At 46.0% G+C, this 21,780-nt stretch carries 23 protein-coding genes; 10 read left to right on the top strand and 13 right to left on the bottom strand.

What is annotated here, in order from left to right; translation table 11 throughout:
* Positions 1 to 50: 50 nt before the first annotated feature.
* A complete protein-coding gene (locus ACVFI8_RS08945; protein ID WP_457873633.1) occupies positions 51 to 983 on the top strand; it encodes a helix-turn-helix domain-containing protein in 933 nt (310 codons plus the stop codon).
* 487 nt (positions 984 to 1,470) lie between these two features.
* Here the strand turns inward: ACVFI8_RS08945 and ACVFI8_RS08940 are convergent, their stop codons facing one another.
* The 5 genes from ACVFI8_RS08940 to ACVFI8_RS08920 all read right to left on the bottom strand — a co-directional run bounded on the left by ACVFI8_RS08940 (position 1,471) and on the right by ACVFI8_RS08920 (position 6,679).
* Positions 1,471 to 2,658 carry an NAD(P)/FAD-dependent oxidoreductase gene (locus ACVFI8_RS08940; RefSeq protein ID WP_457873632.1) on the bottom strand — a complete coding sequence of 396 codons (1,188 nt, stop codon included), beginning with the start codon at positions 2,656 to 2,658 and terminating at the stop codon, positions 1,471 to 1,473.
* A gap of 67 nt (positions 2,659 to 2,725) precedes the next feature.
* The gene (locus tag ACVFI8_RS08935; RefSeq protein WP_457873631.1) at positions 2,726 to 4,255 is read right to left on the bottom strand and encodes a copper resistance protein NlpE N-terminal domain-containing protein; all 1,530 of its coding nucleotides are present in this window, start codon (positions 4,253 to 4,255) and stop codon (positions 2,726 to 2,728) included.
* A 22-nt stretch (positions 4,256 to 4,277) separates the two neighbouring features.
* Positions 4,278 to 5,072, bottom strand: a complete 795-nt coding sequence (locus ACVFI8_RS08930) for a Cof-type HAD-IIB family hydrolase (protein ID WP_248713819.1) — start codon at positions 5,070 to 5,072, stop codon at positions 4,278 to 4,280.
* Positions 5,073 to 5,110: 38 nt separating this feature from the next.
* Positions 5,111 to 6,115 (bottom strand): alpha/beta fold hydrolase, encoded by a 1,005-nt coding sequence (locus ACVFI8_RS08925; RefSeq protein WP_248713820.1) that lies wholly within the window; start codon positions 6,113 to 6,115, stop codon positions 5,111 to 5,113.
* A gap of 108 nt (positions 6,116 to 6,223) precedes the next feature.
* Positions 6,224 to 6,679: a DUF2214 family protein gene (locus ACVFI8_RS08920; RefSeq protein WP_248713821.1), complete on the bottom strand. Its 456-nt coding sequence runs from the start codon at positions 6,677 to 6,679 to the stop codon at positions 6,224 to 6,226.
* Positions 6,680 to 6,816: 137 nt separating this feature from the next.
* On the opposite strand from ACVFI8_RS08920, the gene ACVFI8_RS08915 reads away from it, so the two are divergent.
* Together ACVFI8_RS08915 and ACVFI8_RS08910 are read left to right on the top strand one after the other, a co-directional pair.
* Positions 6,817 to 7,737, top strand: coding sequence for a DMT family transporter (locus tag ACVFI8_RS08915; RefSeq protein ID WP_457873630.1), 921 nt, complete (start codon positions 6,817 to 6,819; stop codon positions 7,735 to 7,737).
* Positions 7,738 to 7,841: 104 nt separating this feature from the next.
* Complete coding sequence (locus tag ACVFI8_RS08910) at positions 7,842 to 8,750, top strand: patatin-like phospholipase family protein (protein WP_248715572.1); 909 nt, start codon at positions 7,842 to 7,844, stop codon at positions 8,748 to 8,750.
* A 9-nt stretch (positions 8,751 to 8,759) separates the two neighbouring features.
* On the opposite strand, the gene ACVFI8_RS08905 is transcribed toward ACVFI8_RS08910, so the two are convergent.
* Positions 8,760 to 9,137, bottom strand: a complete 378-nt coding sequence (locus ACVFI8_RS08905; protein WP_248713823.1) for a DUF2500 family protein — start codon at positions 9,135 to 9,137, stop codon at positions 8,760 to 8,762.
* Between the two features lie 250 nt (positions 9,138 to 9,387).
* Between ACVFI8_RS08905 and ACVFI8_RS08900 the strand changes: the two genes are divergently transcribed.
* Genes ACVFI8_RS08900 through ACVFI8_RS08890 form a run of 3 tightly spaced genes read left to right on the top strand, consistent with a single transcriptional unit; the run spans position 9,388 to position 11,666 of the window.
* Positions 9,388 to 11,175: an intermembrane phospholipid transport protein YdbH family protein gene (locus ACVFI8_RS08900; RefSeq protein WP_457873629.1), complete on the top strand. Its 1,788-nt coding sequence runs from the start codon at positions 9,388 to 9,390 to the stop codon at positions 11,173 to 11,175.
* Positions 11,133 to 11,333 (top strand): YnbE family lipoprotein, encoded by a 201-nt coding sequence (locus ACVFI8_RS08895; RefSeq protein ID WP_248713825.1) that lies wholly within the window; start codon positions 11,133 to 11,135, stop codon positions 11,331 to 11,333. The genes ACVFI8_RS08900 and ACVFI8_RS08895 overlap by 43 nt, the downstream gene beginning before the upstream one ends.
* 6 nt (positions 11,334 to 11,339) lie before the next feature.
* On the top strand, positions 11,340 to 11,666 hold the full coding sequence (locus ACVFI8_RS08890) for a YdbL family probable chaperone protein (RefSeq protein WP_248713826.1): 327 nt from the start codon (positions 11,340 to 11,342) through the stop codon (positions 11,664 to 11,666).
* Here ACVFI8_RS08890 and ACVFI8_RS08885 read toward each other — a convergent pair.
* Both ACVFI8_RS08885 and ACVFI8_RS08880 read right to left on the bottom strand, forming a co-directional pair.
* Complete coding sequence (locus ACVFI8_RS08885; RefSeq protein WP_457873628.1) at positions 11,663 to 11,995, bottom strand: hypothetical protein; 333 nt, start codon at positions 11,993 to 11,995, stop codon at positions 11,663 to 11,665. The two genes, ACVFI8_RS08890 and ACVFI8_RS08885, sit on opposite strands and share 4 nt — an antisense overlap.
* 275 nt (positions 11,996 to 12,270) lie before the next feature.
* Positions 12,271 to 12,414 carry a hypothetical protein gene (locus tag ACVFI8_RS08880; protein WP_248713828.1) on the bottom strand — a complete coding sequence of 48 codons (144 nt, stop codon included), beginning with the start codon at positions 12,412 to 12,414 and terminating at the stop codon, positions 12,271 to 12,273.
* Positions 12,415 to 12,701: 287 nt separating this feature from the next.
* Between ACVFI8_RS08880 and ACVFI8_RS08875 the strand changes: the two genes are divergently transcribed.
* On the top strand, positions 12,702 to 13,091 hold the full coding sequence (locus ACVFI8_RS08875) for a SirB2 family protein (protein WP_457873627.1): 390 nt from the start codon (positions 12,702 to 12,704) through the stop codon (positions 13,089 to 13,091).
* Positions 13,092 to 13,106: 15 nt separating this feature from the next.
* Positions 13,107 to 13,337 (top strand): hypothetical protein, encoded by a 231-nt coding sequence (locus ACVFI8_RS08870; protein ID WP_248713830.1) that lies wholly within the window; start codon positions 13,107 to 13,109, stop codon positions 13,335 to 13,337.
* 446 nt (positions 13,338 to 13,783) lie between these two features.
* On the opposite strand, the gene ACVFI8_RS08865 is transcribed toward ACVFI8_RS08870, so the two are convergent.
* From ACVFI8_RS08865 to def, 5 genes are all read right to left on the bottom strand, one after another.
* Positions 13,784 to 15,238, bottom strand: a complete 1,455-nt coding sequence (locus ACVFI8_RS08865; protein WP_248715573.1) for a TrkH family potassium uptake protein — start codon at positions 15,236 to 15,238, stop codon at positions 13,784 to 13,786.
* A gap of 14 nt (positions 15,239 to 15,252) precedes the next feature.
* Entirely contained in the window at positions 15,253 to 16,629 is a 1,377-nt protein-coding gene (gene trkA / locus ACVFI8_RS08860; RefSeq protein WP_248713831.1) for a Trk system potassium transporter TrkA, read from the bottom strand.
* 70 nt (positions 16,630 to 16,699) lie between these two features.
* Positions 16,700 to 18,022 (bottom strand): 16S rRNA (cytosine(967)-C(5))-methyltransferase RsmB, encoded by a 1,323-nt coding sequence (gene rsmB, locus ACVFI8_RS08855; protein WP_457873626.1) that lies wholly within the window; start codon positions 18,020 to 18,022, stop codon positions 16,700 to 16,702.
* Positions 18,015 to 18,971, bottom strand: a complete 957-nt coding sequence (fmt, locus tag ACVFI8_RS08850) for a methionyl-tRNA formyltransferase (protein ID WP_457873625.1) — start codon at positions 18,969 to 18,971, stop codon at positions 18,015 to 18,017. The genes rsmB and fmt overlap by 8 nt, the downstream gene beginning before the upstream one ends.
* 25 nt (positions 18,972 to 18,996) lie before the next feature.
* Positions 18,997 to 19,497, bottom strand: a complete 501-nt coding sequence (def, locus tag ACVFI8_RS08845) for a peptide deformylase (RefSeq protein ID WP_457873624.1) — start codon at positions 19,495 to 19,497, stop codon at positions 18,997 to 18,999.
* A 100-nt stretch (positions 19,498 to 19,597) separates the two neighbouring features.
* Between def and ACVFI8_RS08840 the strand changes: the two genes are divergently transcribed.
* Both ACVFI8_RS08840 and dprA read left to right on the top strand, forming a co-directional pair.
* Entirely contained in the window at positions 19,598 to 20,674 is a 1,077-nt protein-coding gene (locus tag ACVFI8_RS08840) for a LysM peptidoglycan-binding domain-containing protein (protein WP_248713835.1), read from the top strand.
* The gene (gene dprA / locus ACVFI8_RS08835) at positions 20,675 to 21,778 is read left to right on the top strand and encodes a DNA-processing protein DprA (RefSeq protein ID WP_457873623.1); all 1,104 of its coding nucleotides are present in this window, start codon (positions 20,675 to 20,677) and stop codon (positions 21,776 to 21,778) included.
* The last annotated feature ends 2 nt before the right edge of the window (positions 21,779 to 21,780 follow it).

Below are 21,780 nucleotides of genomic sequence, written 5' to 3'. Positions count from 1 at the left end.
TTATAATATATCGGCCAAAATTAAATATACTCCCAATCAGACTAAGGCCTATGATGATAAGTAGTGAAATCAAAATTGCTGGTATAGAGAGTTTAAATACGAAACTTCGAGACTGGGGATTAGATTTTGTGCAATTAGATCGTGGCATATTGGAAACAGGTTTAACAAAAGCCGAAATGCCTGGGATTAGCTTACAACACATTTCGTTTAGTAAGAAAATTTGGCAACGCGGTTCCCCCCCTAGTAATGCGATTACATTCGGAATACTGACATCTGATGAGGCAGGGATAGTTTGGAATAATCAAGCTATTACTCCTACTACACTAGAACTATTTGGCAGAGAAGATAAGTTTGATATCGTTTCTCCAGCCGGATTTTCAGCACTGACATTTTCAGTTAATTATGATGAACTCATGCAGCTTAAGGAGCAGTGCGGGATTCCGTTAGATATAGATTTGATTTCACTCGCTCACCGTGTCGAAAAAGCAAATCCACTAGTGCTAAATAAACTCAAAATGTTGAGCGAACAAATACTATATCTACAACCATTTGAAAACGCCCCCCACTTTGCTGAAGAGCTGAAGTCTGACCTGGGTTACTTGCTGATATCTGCTATGGACTCACCAAAGGTATACCATTTACCGATGATTAAATTACCGCGAGATAGATTAATTCAAAAAGCAATGATTTACATCCAAGATAATATCTCAACGCCTATTTTGGTTGGTGAGCTTTGCAGTCAGGTGTATACCAGTGCTAGAACGTTGACTCGCTGTTTTCAGAGTAAATTTGGCTTATCACCTAAAGAAGTCATTACCTACTTACGACTACACGCTTTTAGACGTTGTTTAATTGAGAATCCTCAGCTTAAAATTTATCAAATTGCCTCTCTATTTGGTTTTTGGCATTTGTCAAAGCTAACGCAAGATTACAAGGTAGTATTTGGGGAGCTACCAACTCAAACTCGTTTGAAAATGACCTAAATAAGACTATGTATATCGGCATACTTAAAGCATGGGAAAGTCAGCTTGTTACAAGAGCAAGGGAGCAATGCTCTTGTGCTTCTAGTTTCAATTTCGATTACAAATGGTGCTCACTGGCCAACTAAACAGTATTTTAGCCAGTAAAAATTTGAATTTATTTGAGCCAGTACCTTTTTGCATTGAGATTGAAAATGGAAGAAAGCAGTGAATTGGTAAGGCCTGAGAATCGTAGACACTTTCCCGGTTCTAAGAAATGGTTAACCGTAACTCGAAATTGTCCAAAGCTGAGTTACAACACGAAGCCAAAGGATTACGCGTGTTGTGGCTAGTTCTTTTCGATGCGAGAAAATTAGCGTTTCCGGTTAGAACAATTGCTTTTCAAAACGAAGACACTCTATTTTCTATTATTTCAATGTGTTATTTTTTTCACTAGACAGATTGTCTTCGTTCTATTCAAACAGTCTTCGTTTTAATTTCATCAAAACAACTAACAATCTAGCCCACAGGCCACACCGCTGGCCCAGGCCCATTGAAAATTAAAACCGCCTAACCAACCGCTCACATCCATCACCTCACCAATGAAATACAAGCCTTTTACTTTATTCGCTTCCATGGTTTTAGAGCTTAGTTCGTTGGTATCTACGCCGCCTAGTGTGACTTCAGCAGTTCGATAACCTTCTGTGCCATTCATGGTGATTTGCCAGTTATTTAGCTTATCGGCAATCTCATCACGTTCGCCGTGGCCAAGCTGATTAAGTGCTTTGGCCAGTTGGGCTTCGTTAAACAAGGCTTCTACTAAGCGTTTAGGTAACCATTGGCTTAAGGTGTTTTTAAGGCTTTGTTTGGGGTGTTGTAACAATACTTGTTCTAACAATGCGCTAGCGTCTTGTTTAGGCAACAGGTTGATGCTGATAGCTTCGCCGGGTTGCCAGTAGTTAGATATTTGTAAAATGGCTGGCCCCGATAAACCGCGGTGGGTAAACAATAAGGCTTCGCTGAATTGTTTGCCGTTGGCAGCTGTGATGCAAGTGGGTACAGCGATGCCTGAGAGGGCTTCGAAGCGTTCTTTTTGTTCACTATGCCAGGTAAACGGCACCAAGCCTGCGCGGGTTGGTAATACCGTTAAACCAAACTGCTCGGCCAGTTTGTAACCAAAGGGCGTGGCACCTAATTTAGGCATAGATAAACCGCCAGTGGCGATAACCAGCGAGTTGGCCTGATAAGATTGCCCGCCAGCGTGAACTTCAAACTGCTGCTCATCTAACTGCTTAATGTATTTAATTTCACTACGTAGGCTAATGGTAACGCCTGCCCATTCGCATTCGGTAAGTAGCATATCTACGATTTGCTTGGCGCTGTCGTCGCAAAACAGTTGGCCGTGGTCACGCTCGTGGTATTCAATGCCATGACGCTCTACTAACTCGATAAAGTTACTTGAGGGGTAACGCGCTAACGCCGATTTTACGAAGTGCGGGTTGCCACACAAAAAGTTATCAGGGGCCACTTGTTGGTTGGTAAAGTTACAGCGGCCGCCACCGCTTATCAGTATTTTACGGCCCGCCTTTTTGGCGTTATCTATTACCAGTACTGATCGGCCACGATAGCCGGCGGTGGCTGCGCACATTAAACCTGCGGCGCCAGCGCCAATAATAATAACGTCGAATGCTTGTGTCATAACTTGCCCCTGAAAAATCAGGGGCATTGTAACGCTAGCGCTATGATTGGGCTAGCAATGATATAGGCTAGTTAAGCGCACGGCCTGCGCCCTTGCCAAATGATTCAGCGTAGAAGGTGATTCCACTGACTGGGGCAGGCGATGGCGCATTAGGTTGCACACTGGGGTTAAGCGGGTAGCTTAAACCGTCAAAACGCAGCAAACGTAAACCAGGAGTGGCTCCACCGCCTGATACTTCAATCAGCAGATCTTGCCAGCGGGCGTTGCTAGAGCTAGCCAAATAAAAGGGCGTATGTACTAAGGTTGTTTTGCTTAAAAAACGATGATTATGGTCGTTGGCCTCAAATACCAATAAGCTACAACCGCCACTGCCACACCAGTCTACATAGGTAATGATCTCGTCTTTACCATCGCCATTTAAATCAAACTTCCACCATTGGTATTTAGTACCGTTGAGTTCGGTGCGGTGCAATTTAAAATATTGCTTTAATGCGGCTTCTACGGCGGGATCGTAGTCGCTGCTAGCCAGTAAGGTGGCGGGTTCAAAACTGCGTTGTTGGTAAGTTTTTGGGGGATTGGCTGCGGTGACGGCTGGGCCGTCCATCTTCATCATGCTTAGGCCAACACTGCCTTGCTGTTGTTGTTCGGGATTACGTAAGTGTAATAAGCGTCCGTCCCAATCAAATAGCATGTCGCTCTTTACTTGCTTTTTGCTGCTTTGGCTTAAGGTAAGCGCCAAGCTTGAATGGCTGATAGGGTACCAATAGCCTTTTTCAACAAAGCTTTTATCTTGTTCGAGGTACGTATTTTGTAGTTCGGCACTGAAGTCGCCATTGAGGCTTAGGTTTACCACTCTGCCGCTGCCTGAAGCTGTGGGCAGTTTAACTTGATAATAGCCAGTAAGTTGTTCCAACTGTTGGGCAAATGGGCGTCTGGCACAGCCTTGATAACTCTTGCCTTTGTAGTTTAGCTGGGCTTGATAAGAATAAATGGTATCGGCCATGCTATCTAAACACTGCTGTTTAGTCACCGTGAGTTGCAGCTCTGAGCCGGCTTCCCAAAAATGGGTTCCATTGTCGATACCACTGCGAGTAATGGTTTTAGTCGCAGAGCCCGACATGGTGCTAAGTAGTAGCTTGCCTTCTTCAATGTCAATGCGCCAACCGGGCTCGTTGCCCTGTGCGCTGAGTTCAGCAATATTTGCCTTACAACCGTGCCCTTCGCTGGCCATATATAGCCAGTCTTGTGGGCTTATTTTGGCTAAATAGTCTGCTTGAGGTGCCTGTTTACTCACATTGCTAAAGCGGCCACGAAATTCGACATATACGGAGCTATTGTCGGCAAAGCGGCTTAATAGCTGGCGGTCGTTGGTGCTTAACTCAAGCCAGTATTGGCGCTCGCCTTGGCAAGGGGTAAAGGTAGCCCCTTGTTGGCTGGTGTTTAGCGTGCCTTTTATCTCGGTGATCGGGTTGAGTTTGGCTACGCTGGCCGTGGGTTTGGGCGCCGGCTCTGCAGGCGGCGGAGGCGGTGACTGGGAACAGGCTAATAAAGTGATATTGGTTAACACGAGCATGCTCAGAGATGTTAAAAGCCTCATTATTTTTCCCTTGTGAAGACTGCTACAACTTGAAGGTGCCGATCAAATATTCGGCAACGCCATTTTCTTTGTTGCTAAGTGTTTGTTCTAAATGAGGTAATGTCAACTTTAAACGGTCGTGAGCATTGGCCATGATCACACCTTTTCCTGCTATAGCGAGCATTTCTTTGTCATTTAGGCCATCACCAAAGGCGATGCAGTCTTCAGCGGCGATATTTTTTTGTTTTAATACGGCGTTAAGCGCCTCACCTTTATTGGCCTTTTGTGCCATAACTTCTAGGCAATCAGGCAGTGAGAAGGTGATGTTGAGGTTGTCGCCAAACTCTTTGTTTAGATCGCTTTCTAACTTAAGCAAAATGTCGTGCTCGGCCACAAAGAATAACTTACAAATGTGCTGGTGTTCTAGCTCATCAAAATTGATGACCTGATAATTGAAACCAGAATGCTGATTAAAAGAGCGAACATATTCATTCTCTTCTTCTACATACCAGTTGTCTTCGTGGTAAATATTGCGGTGTAGTGGGTAGTTGGCCGAAATCGCTAATATCTTGTTAATTTGCTGCGAGTTAAGGTCGGCGCGAAATAGCACTTCACCTTGCTTGTTATGTACTCGAGCACCATTAGAGGTAATCAGATACATGGGAAAGTCGAATTGGTCAGCAATCGGCCGCACGTCGATGTAATGACGGCCTGTCGCGATAAGAAACTTAACATTTTGCTGATACAAATAAGTAATGGTTTGTAGGGTGTGCTCTGATATTTGGTGCTCAGCGTTTAATAAGGTGCCGTCTAGATCGGTGGCGATAAGTTGGTACATGGTATTTACTCCTGGCAAGCCAGAACACGGCTTACCGTTTAATTGGTATGGCTGGCAAAAAAATCAAGAATACTGCTTAAGGCCGGGTGACGAATGCTATCACTTTCAAACAATATTTCATGTTTTGAACCAGGCACTGGCAACAGTTTGTTGTGAGGTGATGCCGTGCTCATTAGCGATTCATAAAAGGCATTTTGGCCCGCGGCCATAACAATAGAATCTTGTTCGGCTTGTAATAATAATAGCGGAGTATTGATAGTTTTGGCTTGTTCAATAATCGATTGCATCGCCTTAAAGCTTTGATAGAGCCAACGGTTGGTTGGGCCCCCTAATTGAATTTGCGGGTTATCTCGATATACCTGCTGCATGTGCTTAAAGCGTATTTGGCTATGAGTGAGCAAGTTAGTGCTAAAGCTGCCGTGTTTATAATCTGATTGGCCTGGCGCGTAGTAAGGGCCGCAGTTAAATGTGTGCTCTATATTCACCATTAGCGACGCTAAGGCGCTTGCCGCAAACATTGGCACAGCGCCTAAGTTGATTTCAAACATCGGGGCCGATAACGCTGCCGCCGTAAATACATTGGGTTGTTGCTGCAAGTAATGTGCAGCGATCGCGCCGCCCATAGAGTGGGCCAATAAAAAGCATTGTTGGTATTGTTTGGGCAATACAAATTGCTCAAGCAGTTGGGCTAGATCGTCGACATAATATTGAAACTGGGCCACATCACCAGGCTGTTGTCGCTTGGTTTCTCGCTCTGACAAGCCTTGCCCACGGTGGTCAATAATATAAACATGATAACCTTGCTGGGTTAAGTCGTAGGCAAGTTCTGTGTATTTGAGGTAGGCTTCGGTGCGGCCGGGCGATATGACAATAGCATTGCCATTAGCCTCTTGGGGGGGCAATTTAGCGAAACAAATCTTGCGACCATTTACGCCATCAAATTGTAAGCACTCGGCATTTTGTTGCCAGTAGGGAAAAATGGTATGTGCGTAAACGGAGTCTAAGTTGTCTTCAACACTGAGCTGATAGGCTGAACTGCTCATAATGGCCTCTTTAAATTAGTCAGGCGTTGCCTTATTTCGGCTGCTCAGTATGAAGATTGAGTGAGCGTATAGCGCGAAAATTATCACACTAAATGACACTGTTATCGACTAGCTGCCAAAACCTGCGCGTGCCAAGGTAACCAACATAGGAATTAGTAGTAAGGCACCTAGCTCTAGGCGGATTAACCAAATAACCGATGAATGCTGTCGATAGCTAATCATTGATGGTTTGCCTTGTTTTAGTGATTTTCGCCACCGATAGAAGGTAGTCGATGGGTAAATTGACAATAATACAACGGCAAAAAACAACAGCATTTTTAAGGCAAAAAATGGATTGTCTAAATACGAGTGGCTGGTGCTGTGGAATACAAAAAGGCGCAGGGCACCGGTAATAAAAATCAACACCGTGGAAAAAGCATGTGTCGCGTCGGCTAGCAGTAGCTTTTTCACATCATCTTCGGTCATTCCGCGACGGAATAAAAAGGCTTCTGAGTAGAGTGCTCCTGCCAGCAAAATAATTGCCGTTACATGCAACCCTGCATTAATCGCCTCAAGTAGATCCATTGATCGTTACCCATGAAAGTCTGTTAATTTAGAAAACGCTATCATCGCGCAGGCGGGATAGTACTGCAAAACAATGCGTGATGCTATACCCTAACAGCCCTAAGTGGTGGTCGTCTAGGGTAGATAAGGAAGTTGTCATGAAGGGAAAGCTGTTGGCTTATGGTTTGCTGGTACTACCCCCATTATTTTGGGCCGGAAATTTTGTTACGGGCCGCTATATTTCAGAACAAATCCCTGCAATGTCATTATCTTACTGGCGATGGACGCTAGCAATGCTGATCGCCATGCCCTTGCTTTATCGCACCATGTGGCAACAGCGAGAAGTGATCGCTGCGAACGGTTTACGCATTGTAATACTGGCCTGCTTAGGGGTGGCGGGGTTTAACTCTTGTGTCTACATTGGCTTGCAAACCACCACCGCCACCAATGCCCTTATTATTAACTCGATGATCCCGATTTTTATTTTACTGGTGAGCTGGATTTGCTTAGGCAAACGGATCTCTGCTCGGCAGTTCATGGGTATTGTTTTGTCGTTTACTGGCGTACTCGCGTTATTGGTGGAAGGCCAGTGGCAGCAATTGGCGTCATTAAGTATTAATAGCGGCGATGCATGGATCGTATTGTCATCCCTCATTTGGGCTTTATATTCGATTGGTTTGCGCTTTAAGCCTGCCGATCTCACTGGTGCTGCATTTTTGGGGTGTACCTTGGTGGTGGGCTCACTGGTGCTAAGCCCTTTTTATTGGCTAAGTCTGCCTCAAGCTCAGTTCGAGCTAAGCAGAGCAAGTATCGCCGCCTTGGCCTATGTTGCCATTTTTCCTTCGCTGTTAGCCTATTTAGCATGGAACTACGGAGTAAAAGTGGTTGGCGCTAACATTGCGGGTCAGTATATTCATTTGATGCCATTATTTGGCGCGGTATTGAGTATTTCTTTTCTCGGCGAGCAACTGGCTAGTTACCATGCTTTAGGGGCATTGTTTATCGCTGTTGGTTTGTTAGTGGCTTTAGTTCCCTTTAAGCGATTAGCCGCTAGTATTGCCGGTTCAATCAAGCGCTAATTTACATCGTTAAAACCTATCGAATTCATAAAATCAATCGAATTTTAATATTACTTCTGTGCCGTTAAGCTAGCGTCTTTGTTGACCTTATAAGGATGATAGTGATGTTGAATGCCGCGCCATCAATAAGCCCTTGCTCTGGGTCTTGTTATCGCAGCCCCATCGAAGGTGATATGGCCTTAATTGCCGAAGGGGGCGGGCAACGAGGCATATTTACTGCTGGGGTGTTAGACCGTTGGTTAGCCGCGGGCTTCAATCCATTTAGTCTATTGATTGGTACCTCTGCTGGTGCGCAAAATTTGTCGAGTTACATGACCTGTCAGCCGGGCTTTGCGCATAAATCAATAGCCTTAAGCTCCTCAAGTAAAAGGTTTTTTCGTTTGAGTCGTTCTATTGCTGGTCGCAGCGTAGTGGATTTAGATTGGTATTTTGAACAGGTTAATCAGCAAGCCGAGCCCTTAAAAGTAAATTGTGCTTCAGAGCAATTATTGCAACGACGTTTGTTGTTTGCTGCTACCAAAGTCGATGACAAAAGCGCTCAGTATTTCAGCCCAAACAGTGAAAACTGGATCGATTTTTTAAAAGCTTCAAGCGCTTTACCGTTTTTATATAAAGGGGGCGTAGACATTAATGGCCACAACTATGTTGATGGGGGCTTAGTGGCGCCGCTCCCCGTAGAAGAAGCCTATCGCCAAGGGGCGCGCAAAATAGTGGTTATTCGCACTAAACCCGAATCTTACCAAGTAGAGTCGCCTTGGATGCATTGGTTAAAAGCTTGGGTGTGTTCATCAGGGCAATGCCCGAAAGCCATTGACTACATGTTAGAGCATGAGCAGGCCTATAAGCGAGCCTTAGACTTTATCGCTCGGCCACCGCATGATGCACAAATAACTCAAATTTATCCCAGCCAAGAATTAGCCAGTAAATTGCTGGGTAGCAAGCAGGCCGATTTAGACAAAGACTACCAACTCGGTGTGGCAGCCGGAGAGCGCTTTTTGACATTGGCGAGCTAAGCGCTGGTATTAGTCGCTATTTTGCTGGGTATCTTCATTGAGCTCGGCGCTTTTAAAGCTAATTAAACGGCTGCCTTGGATGGTGAGTTCGCCGCGTAAATTTAGCTCTAGCTGCTCAAACTGGGCTTTTTTCACTTGGAAACGACGCGACTCTCCGCCTTCTTGTGGCCTAAATTCTACAAAGTAGCGGTAACGAATATGGCGGTTTTCGTTTTCTTTGTTGGAGTGTATTTTGGTCACCGGAACTTGCTCTCGTTTAGCAATCACAACCTGTAAGCTATGTAATGGTTGTTTTGAGTCCCAGCGTCGTTGCTGTACGTTTCGCCAAAGCTGATAAATCACCATGGTAATTATTAGCGCCATTACTGCCGACCACCACCAAGGCATTAGCAAGCTCCTTGTATTGAAAGCAATTTTATTGAAGTCAGAAACATAGCTATGTCCTTATAAGGTGGCTGAGTGGCTGAATGCGAATCACTATAATAACAAGACCTAAGGCTTGCTTAGGTCTTTAAGTTATCGCTATTCATTGCTGATTCGTCAAGCATAAATTAAGCAGTAACTATTGAGCGGCTCGTTATTTTGGCTAAAAGCGCTTAGTATGCGGGTATTAAAATCAAGCGATAGGATGGCTTGTTTGAGACGTTTCATGGCTAACTATGCCGCTGCTATTTTCTCTGGTTTAGCTTTACTACGGTCCGGTGTGTGGCTGTTTAGCCTGATCTTATGCAGTGGGGCAGCAGCCGCTAATGTTAGTGATTTAGCCGGCAACCTTGCCAAGGCTAACTGGGGGGGCTGCCCTGCGGTAACGAGCTCCGGTTTGCAAATACAAGGCTTGCCGCTGGCGTTAAACATTAAGCAGCTAGACCTTGATATTGCCTGTTTGCTAGAGCAAGGCTCTTCAGCCAGCCAAGCGGGGGGCTTTAAGCTGTCACAATGGCAAGCTCCTATACAGCAGATGTTTCAGCAGCTACAACGCTCACCGCTTAGCCTAGCTGCCACTAGCGTTGGGGTAGAGCAACTCAATATTGTGAATGGTGGGCAGTTGCTATTTCGCGGTGAACTAAAGCTGGTACAGCAAGCGCAGCAATGGCAGGCCAATTTCCAAAGCAAAGGGGAGTTTGCCCTTACTTTAAAAGTGATGCCCAAGCAGGAAACGTTAGCGCTCAGTGCTAAGCTTTCGGCTAATAGCCTAACAACCCTTGCCACTCTTACCCAGCAATCGTGGTTAGCCGATCCTCGTTTAGCGGAAATGAAGCTAGCAATGTCTGGCAATGTGGGCAAGCAATTAGCCTTGTCGTTTGATATTCAGTTACCTGCCTATCCAGCTAGTTTGAAAGGTCAGTTAGCGGGGTGGCAAGCATGGCGAGTTACCGCCAGTAGCAGTGCGTTGCTGGTGAGCGATACGCGGGTCCCCGAGGCTCGCTGGCAGCTTGAGCAAAATCAATGGCAAGTGCATGTAGCCGATTGGTCGCTAGATGGCAGGGGGGAATGGCAACTAAGCCCTCAGCTAACGCTTGGTGGGCATTTACGTACTCATAATTTGTTGCCGCTACAACAGGCCTTAGTTGATTTACCCGCTCCGCTGAATTTGTTATCGGCTCAAGCTGCGTGTAGTTTTGATTGGGATATAGATACTTTTGAGAGCCAATTTACCCTCGATGGTATTAATGCAATTTGGGATGAGTTGATTTTTGAAAACGGCTCGTTGAGCGGGCATATATCGCATCAAGCGGAAATAGGCTGGATGCACCAAGGCACGGTTAAATTAGCGCAATGGGATATTGGTATACCGCTTAGTCAGTTGTCGCTAGATTGGCGACAAACTCATGCGGCAACGCTCAGCCAGTGGAGCAGCGTACAGCTAGAAAATATTGGCTTTTCGGTATTGGGGGGAAGCGGCAATATTGTTCAACTTCCCTTAACACTGCCTAGCGAGGCAAGCTTGCAATTGCAGGGAGTTCAGTTGCCGGAGCTGGTGGCTTTATACCCCGAATTAGAACTGAGCATGCAGGGTTCTGTATCAGGCGATTTGCCGCTGCACATCAGCGAGCAAGGCCTAAGGATTGCTGGCGGCAATTTAGCGGTAGTAGAGCCGCAGGGACACATAGCCTTAACCCATCAATCGTTGGTGTCGGTGAAAGCACAACATCCCTCTTTAGACTTTGCGTTGAGCTTATTGGAAGACTTTAACTATGAAAAGCTTGCAGCTCAGCTAGATTTTGCCGAAGATGGGCAACTAGATATGCAGGTTAAACTTATTGGGCGTAATCAACATGTCAGCCCAAGTTTGGTGACGGTGAACTATAGTCATCAAGAGAACATTTATCAGCTATTGCGAAGTTTACGCATTGGCGAACAATTGTCAGGACAACTGCAACAATGGATAGACGAAACATCTTTGTTAGCCGAGCCTTCGCCGTAGCGTTTTTGTTAGGCCTTAGTGCTTGCACGCCAAAAGTAGAGGTGGCGGTGGATAAGCCAATAACGGTTAATTTGAACGTTAAAATTGATCATGAAATTAGAGTTCGAGTTGATAAGCAGCTTGATGACTTATTCACCGATGAAAGCGGGCTATTTTAGGAGAGTATGATGAAGTGGAATAGCTGGATAATCGCCTTGTTGTTGAGCCTTAGCTTTTCTGTATTTGCTATCGAGCTAGATGCAGCTAAAGCCAATGGCTGGGTTGGCGAACAAACCAATGGTTTGTTGGGTGTGGTAAGCCATGCTAGCGAAGTGACTCACTTGGTGAAAGATATAAACCAAAAGCGGGTCGCTAAATATAAACAGATCGCCCTTGAAAATGGCTTAACAGAGCAGCAAGTAGCGACACTGGCAGGTAAAAAAGCCATTGAACGCTCAAGCAGCGGCGCTTACATTCAGTCGGCTACAGGCGACTGGCTGCAAAAACCTTAATCTACGGAGTGCGCGCGTAAGTATTCGGTCACTTCGGCGGTAATGCCTTGGTAGCTAGTGATACACGCTTGCAAGTCATCCGCTGGGGCTTGGCTGTGTTTCAGCTGTTTGACGCAATGAGTTAAGCTTGGGCTACACAGTAGCGAAGCAAGCCCTTGAAGTTGCATTAGCAGGCCCGCCGAGCAACGCTGTTGCTGCTGGGCTTGTTTTAGCAAGCTTAACTCTTGTTCTGCACCGTTTAAAAAATCCCCCAGCCAGTGCTGCAATAGCAGTGGATTACCAAACTGAGCTTTTAGCTTAAACCAATCGATATTTTCTAAATTATTCATGCTGGTGGCGTATCTACCGTTAATGGAAACTGGGATGTTTTGTTCATTGCTGCAGGTGAGTCCCATTTATTGGATTTTAACCACATTAGCGCGATCAAAGCTAGAGGTGCGCAGTTCGAGATAACGTAAACCACCACAGCAGCTCGCGATAAACAGGTTACTTTGTCTGCTTAAGTTATGAGTAAGGCTGATGAACCGAGAGGGAGATGCAACAGGATAAAATGTAGGTATGGTGTAGCGTTAAATAAAAAAGGCAGCTAACGCTGCCTAGATGATTAATCCAGTTCCGACTGAGGTGGCTCAAATTCAGCGATTTCGTTTGGATCAATTCCCAATTCCTGACAAGCATCTAAAAATGACGCTCCCGTATGGCACATTAAAATGTCGATGGCGGGAAGCAAACTTGGTACTTCAGACATGGCCGACTCCGGTAATTGTTAATAAAAAGATAATGGGTATCGGTCACTCTCCCACAAATACGCTCGCGACCCAAGAGAGCTAGATCACGTTATTTACTTTGTTTTGTACAAAAAAAGCACAGCTATTGAGCGGTTATGTGAGTATAAGCGGTTATTTTGTGAGTAATCAGCAACCTATGCACAATATGGGGCAGCGCAATTGTTAAAAAATATTTGTGGTCTGCAAGGCTTGCCAATACACTGACTGTCTTTAGTTGGGACGCATTTACAATAATCAGGGAAAAACCATGCTTGAGTATTACTCAGTAGTGAAACACTTACATATGACTTTAGCGATGCTCAGTATTGTTGGCTTTATTGGTCGATGGATATTAGCCCTGAAAGGTTCGGCCATGCTTAACAAAACGTGGTTGAAGGTTGTACCGCATATTGTTGATACCTTATTGCTTACTGCAGCAATACTATTATGCTTGATGTTAGAGCAGTATCCGATTGCCCAAGATTGGTTGACGGCTAAAGTAGTGCTGTTGGTGGTGTATATCGTTTTGGGTGTATTTGCCTTGAAGCGAGCACCTAATCAGTTAGTGCGCTTGTTGGCTGGCAGTGCGGCTATTGCGGTATTTGTGCAATTATTGGTGGTGGCTTTTACTCGTTCACCCTTGGGTATGTTTGCTTAAAATTAAGGAGCGATAATGTTTAGTGATGCGCTACGTTCATTATTATTGAGCTTATGGCGTTTTTCTATTGTTTACAGTGTGCTGATCATCGGCTGGTTATATTGCCGTATTACTGGGCAAACCTTTGCTGAGATAGATGATGGCATTAGTCAGCATAAGCTAATCATTATTGGCCTTTATTTGGCTTATTTAGGGGTGTGGCTGTTGGTAAATCCACGTTTGTCTCGGATACGCCGTCCCTATTAGCCGAGTGACTATTGGTAGCGCCAATAGCTAGAAATTAACAACACTAACACGGTAAGCACTTCCAAACGCCTTGTAGTATTCCTTAATATAATAAGTGCTTAGCTGGGTCTGGCTGAATAGGTAGTGGGTGGGCATTAGCCTATCACCGAAGCTGTTATTTGTAGCGCCAATAGCTAGGAATTAACAACACTAACACGGTAAGCACTTCCAAACGCCTTGTAGTATTCCTAAATATAATAAGTACTTAGCTGGGTCTGGCTGAATAGGTAGTGGGTGGGCATTAGCCTATCACCGAAGCTGTTATTTGTAGCGCCAATAGCTAGGAATTAACAACACTAATACGGTAAGCACTTCCAAACGCCTTGTAGTATTTCTAAATATAATAAGTACTTAGCTGGGTCTGGCTGAATAGGTAGTGGGTGGGCATTAGCCTATCACCGAAGCTGTTATTTGTAGCGCCAATAGCTAGGAATTAACAACACTAATACGGTAAGCACTTCCAAACGGCCCAGTAGCATGCCTAAAGACAATAACCATTTAGCCGAATCTGGAAGCAAGTGAAAGTTGTGGTCTGGGCCAATCACATGGCCCAATCCTGGGCCTACATTGGCCAAGGCGGTCATGGCACCCGATAATGCGGTTATGGGGTCTAGGCCTAGCAGGGCTAAACCACTCGCTAACAAAATAAGGGTAAAGAAAAAAGCAAAAATAAAGGCCACTAAAGAGCGGATATGTTGCTCACTCACTTGCCGACTATTGTAGCGATGAGGGTAAATACCGTTGGGGTGTACCAGTTGTTTCAGCTGGCGGGAGAACAAGCCACTGGCCAGTTGAAAACGGAATATTTTTATCCCGCCAGAAGTCGAGCCAGAACATGCCCCCACCATCATCAAGAAAATGAACAGCACTGTAGTAAAATTGCCCCAATGGCTAAAATCGGTCAGCCCGTAACCGGTGGTGGTAACAATAGAAATAATGTTAAAAATACTGATCCGCAACGCGTCTATCAGTGGGAAGGTGCCGTGTAGCCAAAGCCACAAGCTCATCATGCCGCCCACACAAACGATTAAGGTGATAAAGCCGCGTACTTGTGCATCTCGCCAAATAAGGTGTAAGTCTTTATGCCTGATGGTCTGAACCAGCAATAAAAAGGGGAGGCCGCCCAGCAACATAAATACACTGCCTACCCAGTGGCTGGCATTACTAAAATGGGCCATTGATTGATCTGAGGTGGAGTAACCACCAGTGGAAATGGTGGTCATGGCGTGATTAATTGCTTCAAACCAATTCATCCCAGTCAGATGGTAGGCAATGGCGCAGAGTAGTGACAACAACAAGTAGACCGTTAGCATGCTGCTGGCTACATTTTTGGTTTTAGGGGTATTTTTATCTGACCAATCAGAAGATTCGGTTTGGAATAACCGCATGCCACCTACATTTAAAAATGGCAGTATCGCCACGCTTAATACAATAAAGCCTATGCCGCCAAGCCATTGCAGCATTGAGCGCCATAATAGCGCGCTTCTGGGCATCTCATCTAAACCCGCTAATACCGTTGAGCCAGTGGTGGTTAGCCCAGACATGGTCTCAAAAAATGCATCGGTAAAGCTAATATGGTCGATGCGATACAGTGGCAGAGCACCAAAAATGCAGGCTATTAGCCAAACGGTGGTGGTCAAAAGAAACATACCGCGCACTGAAAGCTTAAAGCTGGGGCGTTTGCCCCAGCGAATGAGTGCAAAGGCGGTTGTTTGGGTTAATACAATGGTATAAAAAAATTCAACGTAATCAGGTTCGTCGTAAGCCATGCCAATAGCTAACGGCGCTAGCATTAACAAACTGAGTTTGGAGAGAACCAGCCCAGTCATGAACATGATGGGCCGAATATCGGGTGTAATCATCACAACAAAAAAGCCTACAAGAAGAACGGGCTAGGTTGGAACAAACGTTCTACTTCAGGGATGAATTTCTTATCAACTAAGAACATCACCACATGGTCATCTTGTTCTATTACCGTATGATCGTGAGCAATGATTACTTCGTGACCTCGCACTACTGCACCAATGGTGGTGCCCGGGGGAAGTTTTAGTTCGCCAATACTGCGGCCAACGACCTTTGAGGTGCTGCTGTCGCCGTGGGCGATTGCTTCAATGGCTTCGGCTGCGCCACGGCGCAGAGAATAGACGTTGACAATATCGGCGCGCCGCACATGCGTGAGCAGCGCTGAAATAGTCGCTTGTTGCGGTGAGATGGCAATATCGATGGTGCCACCTTGCACTAACTCAACATAGGCGCCACGTTGAATCAACACCATGACTTTCTTAGCGCCCATGCGTTTAGCCAACATGGCCGACATAATGTTGGCTTCGTCGTCGTTGGTTACCGCAATAAAAACATCCACTTGTTCGATGTTCTCTTCACTGAGCAGCTCTTGGTCTGATGCGTCACCACAGAACACAATTGTGTTGTTGAGCATTTCGGCCAGTTGTTCTGCGCGGCGTTGGTTATGTTCGATAAGTTTGACGCTATATTGGCTTTCTAAGCGTTTAGCTAAGGCTGCACCAATGTTACCTCCACCCACAATCATTAGCCGTCGGTAGGGCTTTTCTAACTTTTGCAGTTCGCCCATAACTTTTCTGATGTGGTCGCTGGCGGCTACAAAAAACACTTCGTCATCGGCTTCGATAACCGTGGTTCCCTGCGGCCGAATAGCGCGCCCCTGACGGAAAATAGCGGCTACACGGGTTTCAATATCAGGAATGTGATCGCGCAATACCGATAAGGCATTGCCTACTAAGGGGCCGCCATAGTAGGCCTTAATGGCGACAAGGCCTACTCGACCGCGAGCAAACTGCATAACTTGCAGTGCGCCGGGGTAATCAATCAAGCGGCTAATGTAGTCGGTGACTAGCTGTTCTGGGGCAATGAGATGGTCGAGCGGTACCGCTTCGTTACAAAACAATGCCTCTTTTTCTGCTAATAATTCTTCAGAGCGGATCCGCGCCACTTTGTTGGGAGTATTAAATAGCGTGTAAGCAATTTGGCAGGCTGCCATGTTTGTTTCATCGCTATTGGTGACCGCAACTAGCATGTCGGCGTCATGGGCACCGGCTTCACGCAGCACGCTAGGGTGAGCTGCGTGGCCAAATACGACCTGTAAATCAAACTTATCTTGTAGCTCTCTTAAGCGATCTTGGTCAGTATCCACCAAGGTGATATCTGATTTCTCGCCAACCAAGTTTTCTGCTAACGTGCCGCCTACTTGGCCCGCTCCAAGAATGATGATTTTCATTATCCTAACAATACCTTAAGCATTCATTGCTAATTTTTAAGTGTCACCGTTACCGCACGTAATGGCAAGCTCAACTAACACTTTTGCGCAGACGCGCATAATAAAAGCCGTCCATGTTATTGTCACCGGGCAAAAGTTGCCATCCAGGTTGCTCTGGCGTTTCATCAGGGTTAATGGCTATTAGCTCGGCATCGTCTGTTTGTTGCAAAAAAGCCGCGATTTGCTGGCTATTTTCATCTGGCAATACCGAACACGTTGCGTATAACAGTGTTCCACCCGGTTTGAGTTGATGCCACAGGGCGCTAAGAATCTCTTTTTGCAGTTTCACAAGCTCTGCAATATCTGATTCTCGACGCAGCCATTTAATGTCAGGGTGACGACGAATAACGCCGGTGGCTGAACATGGCGCATCCAACAATATCCGGTCAAAGGGCTGGGTATTCCATTGCTCTGGTTTGCTGGCGTCGGCGCAATGCAAGGTAGCTTTGAGACCGATTCTGTCTAAGTTTTCAGTTACTCTATTTAACCGCGTTTGCTCAGTATCTACCGCCACTAGCTCAGACAGTTGTGGTTGCAGCTCAAGAATATGGCAGGTTTTTCCGCCAGGTGCGGCGCAGGCATCCAATACTCGTTCACCGGCTTGAGCGTCTAACAAACTTGCAGCCATTTGCGCGGCGCCGTCTTGCACTGAGGCTGCCCCTTCTGCAAAGTTAGGCAGTTTATGTACAGCTTGAGCCTTTTCTAAACATAGCGCTTGTAGAGCGATGTTAGAAGCTTGGCTGGCTATTTCTAGCTCACTGAGTTGCGCTTGGTAGCTATCGCGCTGACCTTGCAAGGCATTGACCCTTATCCACATTGGCGCATGTTGGTTGTTAGCATCTAAAATGTCGCGCCAATGCTGCGGATAAGCGGCTTTGATGCGTTTAGTTATCCAGCTTGGGTGACAATATTGCAAACCGTCATTGGCGGTGAGTTGTGGCTCTAGTTGATCGCGCTGGCGCTCAGCGTTTCTCAGTACCCCATTGACCAGCTTTTTTAAGCTATGCAGCTTTAATTGGCTGGTGGCTGACACGGTTTCTGATACTGCCGCATGAGCAGGTACTCGCATATAGAACAGTTGGTATAGCCCCACCATTAGTAGGAAATGGCCGTTACGGATTTTGCCTTTCAGTGGCTTATCCATTAGCTGTTGCAGTACCGCTTCAAAACGCGGTAACCAACGCAGCACACCGAAACACAGTTCTTTTACCAAGGCATGGTCGCGCGCTACTACTTGGGGTAATACCCTAGGTAACATTTGGCTGAGAGATTGGCCCTGATCGACCACTTGATACAATATATTTGCGGCGGCGGCTCGGGCGTTAATTTGTTTAGTTTTTGGCTGTTCAGCCATGGTTACTCTCCAACACACTATTGACGGTAAACCAGTCTTTACGTGCGTTAAGTACATCGGCGGCTGGTAGGGCTTTTTTACCCGGAATTTGAATCTGTTCTAAACGCAGCGCATCTTTACCTGTCGCCACAACAATACCGGCTTTATCGGCGCTAATAATCGTTCCGGCGGGGCTGTCGGTAGCGGTGCTGACAACGCTGGCCTGCCATACTTTGATATTCTGGTCGGCCACTTGAAAATAACTGACAGGCCATGGATTAAAGGCGCGAATACAGCGTTCGATGAAGGCTGCGTCTTGTTGCCAGTCGATACAGGCTTCTGCTTTGCTGAGCTTTTTAGCATAGTTTGCTTGCGTATCATCTTGCGGCGTTGCCGTGAGCTTGCCTTCGGCGATGCCGTCTAGCGCTTTAATAAGCGCGTGCGGGCCAACCTCTGCAAGCCGGTTATACAGTGAGGCGCTGGTTTCATCACTGGCAATTTCAAGTTCATCTAACTGCAGCATGTCACCGGTATCTAGGCCTATATCCATTTGCATAATGGTGACGCCTGAATGGCTATCTCCGGCCCAAATTGCCCGTTGAATAGGCGCCGCTCCGCGCCAGCGCGGTAGCAGTGAACCATGCACATTAATACAACCCAAACGTGGCGTATCAAGAATTACCTGAGGTAACAGCAAGCCGTAAGCGACCACCACCATTAAATCGGCGTTTAACTCGGCGAGCTGCTGTTGGGCGTCTTCACTCTTAAAGTTCTCGGGCTGAAAAACGCTTATACCGTGCTGTTCTGCGAGTTGTTTAACTGGGCTAGCCTGCAGTTTTTTGCCTCGGCCTGCGGGTCGATCTGGCTGCGTATAGGCGGCAATTACCTGATGTTTACTATCGAGTAAGGCTGAAAGGTGGCGCGCCGCAAAATCGGGCGTACCTGCAAAAATGATCCGCAATGGTGTCACGCTTCTCTCCACAATGCTTAGCTGATTACTTGCGACGAGCAAGCTTTTCTAATTTTACTTTCACTCGTTGGCGCTTTAGTGGCGACAAGTAGTCAATGAACAGCTTACCTTTGAGGTGATCGAGTTCATGCTGAATACAAATGGCTAATAAGCCCTCTGCTTCAAAAGTCTGTTCGTTCCCTTCAGCATCGAGTGACTTAACTTTAATCTTTTCGGCTCTTGGTACTTGCGCTCGATATTCAGGTACCGACAAGCAGCCCTCTTCATTGAGTGCTTCACCATCCGCTTCAATAATCTCAGGATTGATCAAAGCGAGTCTTTGGTCTCGCTGTTCTGATACATCAATCACTACAATTTGCTTGTGAATGTTGACCTGCGTCGCAGCTAGACCAACTCCTTCCTCTAGATACATGGTTTCAAACATGTTTTCGATTATAGTTGTAATATTATCGTCAATATTTTTAACAGGTTGCGCTATAGTCCGTAATCGTTCGTCAGGAAAACGCAGTACTTCAAGTAAAGCCATAACTTCTTTCTTTAATCAGGTTTTGGTAGATTGTGGTAATTCTAGTCATTTATGTGACTAAAAAACAGCTTTGGATATAGGGATGTCGCTGGGAGACACTATGAAAGGGAAGAAATTGGTTTGGCTTTGGGCCTGTTTGATGTTGTTTGTGGGGGGCGCTCTTGCTGACACATTGAAATTAAAGGAGAATTTTCCCGAAGTTTATGTGGTTAAAAAAGGTGATACCTTATGGGATATATCAGCTTTATATTTACATTCACCTTGGTTGTGGCCGCGTTTATGGCAGTTTAACCCTCAGGTTGAAAACCCTCACTTGATTTACCCTGGCGATCGTTTGTCGCTAATTTATGAAAACGGTGAGCCTCGCTTAGTTCGCAAGCGTATTGTTAAAGTTTCTCCTAAAGTACATGTTGAGGAAAAAGCTAGCCCAATTCCAACTGTGCCATTAGCGGCAATTAGTGCATTTTTAAGTCACGATCATATTGTTGACGAAGATGCCCTCAAAAATGCGCCTTATGTATTGGGTGATAATGATGCGCAATCTCGAATCGCGATTGGTCGAGCGATGTATGTAAGAGGGCAGTCTAAACCCGGTAAGTATTACGGTGTTTATCGTGTTGCCGATAAGTATAGAGATCCTGAGACGAAGGAAGAATTAGGCCAAACCTTAACCTTTATTGCCGTGGCGGTATCTGAACGCCTGCATGAGAATAATATTACTCAGTTCAAAGTCACTCAGGTATTAAACGAGATTAACCAGGGCGATATTTTGCTGGAACTGCCCGACCAAGACCGTCTTCCTGCTTATTTTGTACCTAATAACAAGCAGCTAGACAGCAGTGGCTACATTGTATCGGCCGCTACTGATACCTCGGTAATGAGCCGTTACGACGTGGTTATTATCAACAAAGGTACCCGTGATCAAGTGGCTCCAGGTGATATGTTTGCCATTGCTCAGCCTGGAACGGTGATGATTGATAAGGTTAAGCGTAAATCTTACGAGGAAATGGCCAATCACTTTGACCGTGCGTTTAATAACGAAGAACAATTAGTGACTTTGCCCAATGAAAAAGTGGGTGAGTTGATGGTGTTTAAAGCTTATGAAAAATTAAGCTACGCCATTATCACCGATAGCAAAGTTATTTTGCGTGAAAACTATCTGGTGGAGAACCTATAGTTGCTACCGAGTTTATCGGTAGTTCAATATCTTCAGCTTGCAGGTGTGCCACGGTTTTCTGTGTCACGCCTGCAGGTGGCTTTAAGCCATTGCTCTATTGAGCAATTATTGGCTGCCGATGATGCACAGTTACAAGCTTGGCAGTTTAGCCCTCAACAAATTTCTGCACTACGCCAACCTAACCAAGCGCGGATTAACGCGGCTTTAACTTGGTTAGAGCAAGAGCATTGCTATGTCATCGGTTGTTTTGACCCCTTGTACCCCGAATGCTTGCGAAACATTCAACGCCCGCCAATGTTGTTATTTGTGCGCGGCAATCCTCAGTTATTAATTAAACCTCAGTTAGCGATAGTGGGCAGTAGACATGCCAGTGTATCGGGGCTTAATCATGCTCAAGGTTTTGCCCTAAAGCTGGCTCAGCAAGGGCTAACGATAACCAGTGGCTTAGCCTTGGGTATTGACGCGGCGGCGCATAAAGGGGCCTTGGCGGCCCGCGGCGATGCCACCATTGCGGTGGTCGCGACTGGGCTAGACAGAGTTTACCCCAAACGCCATCAGCAACTGGCGCATGACATTGTGCAACAAGGCGCTATTGTCAGTGAGTTTTGGCCCGGCACCGCCGCCAAAGCCAACCATTTCCCTCGGCGAAATCGAATTATAAGTGGTTTGAGCCAAGCGGTATTGGTGGTGCAAGCGGGATTACCCAGTGGTTCATTACTTACCGCCAATTACGCTGCCGAACAAAGCCGAGACGTATTTGCTGTACCAGGGTCAATTGATGACCCCTTACATGCAGGCTGTCATCATTTGATCCAACAAGGCGCTAAACTGGTGACTACGCCGGTCGATATAGTAGAAGAGTTAAGTGGTTTTAATGTTCAAGCTAGCTTGCCTTTATCGGCGGCGGAACAAATTATGCGAGAACAAGATTTGCCTTATCGTCAATTGTTGGATAACGTAGCCTATGAGACAACGTCAATTGATGATTTGGTCTTAAGCACTCAACAACCTGTTGATGCTGTACTGGCTCAGTTAACTGAGCTTGAGATATTGGGTGTTGTGGCCGTTGTGCCAGGTGGTTACGTCAAGCTGAGGAGGAACTAACT

It is taken from the genome of Agarivorans sp. MS3-6, assembly GCF_054112545.1.
Note: the sequence above shows the minus strand (reverse complement) of the source record. Positions and strands in the feature narration are given on the sequence as shown.

What these genes read in the sequence shown, in the direction of transcription:
- trkA (WP_248713831.1), bottom strand. Translation starts at nt 16,629, where the DNA reads ATGAAAATCATCATTCTTGGAGCGGGCCAAGTAGGCGGCACGTTAGCA.
- ACVFI8_RS08890 (WP_248713826.1), top strand. Translation starts at nt 11,340, where the DNA reads ATGATGAAGTGGAATAGCTGGATAATCGCCTTGTTGTTGAGCCTTAGC.
- ACVFI8_RS08910 (WP_248715572.1), top strand. Translation starts at nt 7,842, where the DNA reads ATGTTGAATGCCGCGCCATCAATAAGCCCTTGCTCTGGGTCTTGTTAT.
- ACVFI8_RS08870 (WP_248713830.1), top strand. Translation starts at nt 13,107, where the DNA reads ATGTTTAGTGATGCGCTACGTTCATTATTATTGAGCTTATGGCGTTTT.
- ACVFI8_RS08895 (WP_248713825.1), top strand. Translation starts at nt 11,133, where the DNA reads ATGGATAGACGAAACATCTTTGTTAGCCGAGCCTTCGCCGTAGCGTTT.
- ACVFI8_RS08880 (WP_248713828.1), bottom strand. Translation starts at nt 12,414, where the DNA reads ATGTCTGAAGTACCAAGTTTGCTTCCCGCCATCGACATTTTAATGTGC.
- ACVFI8_RS08940 (WP_457873632.1), bottom strand. Translation starts at nt 2,658, where the DNA reads ATGACACAAGCATTCGACGTTATTATTATTGGCGCTGGCGCCGCAGGT.
- def (WP_457873624.1), bottom strand. Translation starts at nt 19,497, where the DNA reads ATGGCTTTACTTGAAGTACTGCGTTTTCCTGACGAACGATTACGGACT.
- ACVFI8_RS08925 (WP_248713820.1), bottom strand. Translation starts at nt 6,115, where the DNA reads ATGAGCAGTTCAGCCTATCAGCTCAGTGTTGAAGACAACTTAGACTCC.
- ACVFI8_RS08885 (WP_457873628.1), bottom strand. Translation starts at nt 11,995, where the DNA reads ATGAATAATTTAGAAAATATCGATTGGTTTAAGCTAAAAGCTCAGTTT.
- ACVFI8_RS08840 (WP_248713835.1), top strand. Translation starts at nt 19,598, where the DNA reads ATGAAAGGGAAGAAATTGGTTTGGCTTTGGGCCTGTTTGATGTTGTTT.
- ACVFI8_RS08865 (WP_248715573.1), bottom strand. Translation starts at nt 15,238, where the DNA reads ATGATTACACCCGATATTCGGCCCATCATGTTCATGACTGGGCTGGTT.
- rsmB (WP_457873626.1), bottom strand. Translation starts at nt 18,022, where the DNA reads ATGGCTGAACAGCCAAAAACTAAACAAATTAACGCCCGAGCCGCCGCC.
- ACVFI8_RS08945 (WP_457873633.1), top strand. Translation starts at nt 51, where the DNA reads ATGATGATAAGTAGTGAAATCAAAATTGCTGGTATAGAGAGTTTAAAT.
- ACVFI8_RS08920 (WP_248713821.1), bottom strand. Translation starts at nt 6,679, where the DNA reads ATGGATCTACTTGAGGCGATTAATGCAGGGTTGCATGTAACGGCAATT.
- ACVFI8_RS08905 (WP_248713823.1), bottom strand. Translation starts at nt 9,137, where the DNA reads ATGCCTTGGTGGTGGTCGGCAGTAATGGCGCTAATAATTACCATGGTG.
- ACVFI8_RS08935 (WP_457873631.1), bottom strand. Translation starts at nt 4,255, where the DNA reads ATGAGGCTTTTAACATCTCTGAGCATGCTCGTGTTAACCAATATCACT.
- ACVFI8_RS08930 (WP_248713819.1), bottom strand. Translation starts at nt 5,072, where the DNA reads ATGTACCAACTTATCGCCACCGATCTAGACGGCACCTTATTAAACGCT.
- ACVFI8_RS08875 (WP_457873627.1), top strand. Translation starts at nt 12,702, where the DNA reads ATGCTTGAGTATTACTCAGTAGTGAAACACTTACATATGACTTTAGCG.
- ACVFI8_RS08915 (WP_457873630.1), top strand. Translation starts at nt 6,817, where the DNA reads ATGAAGGGAAAGCTGTTGGCTTATGGTTTGCTGGTACTACCCCCATTA.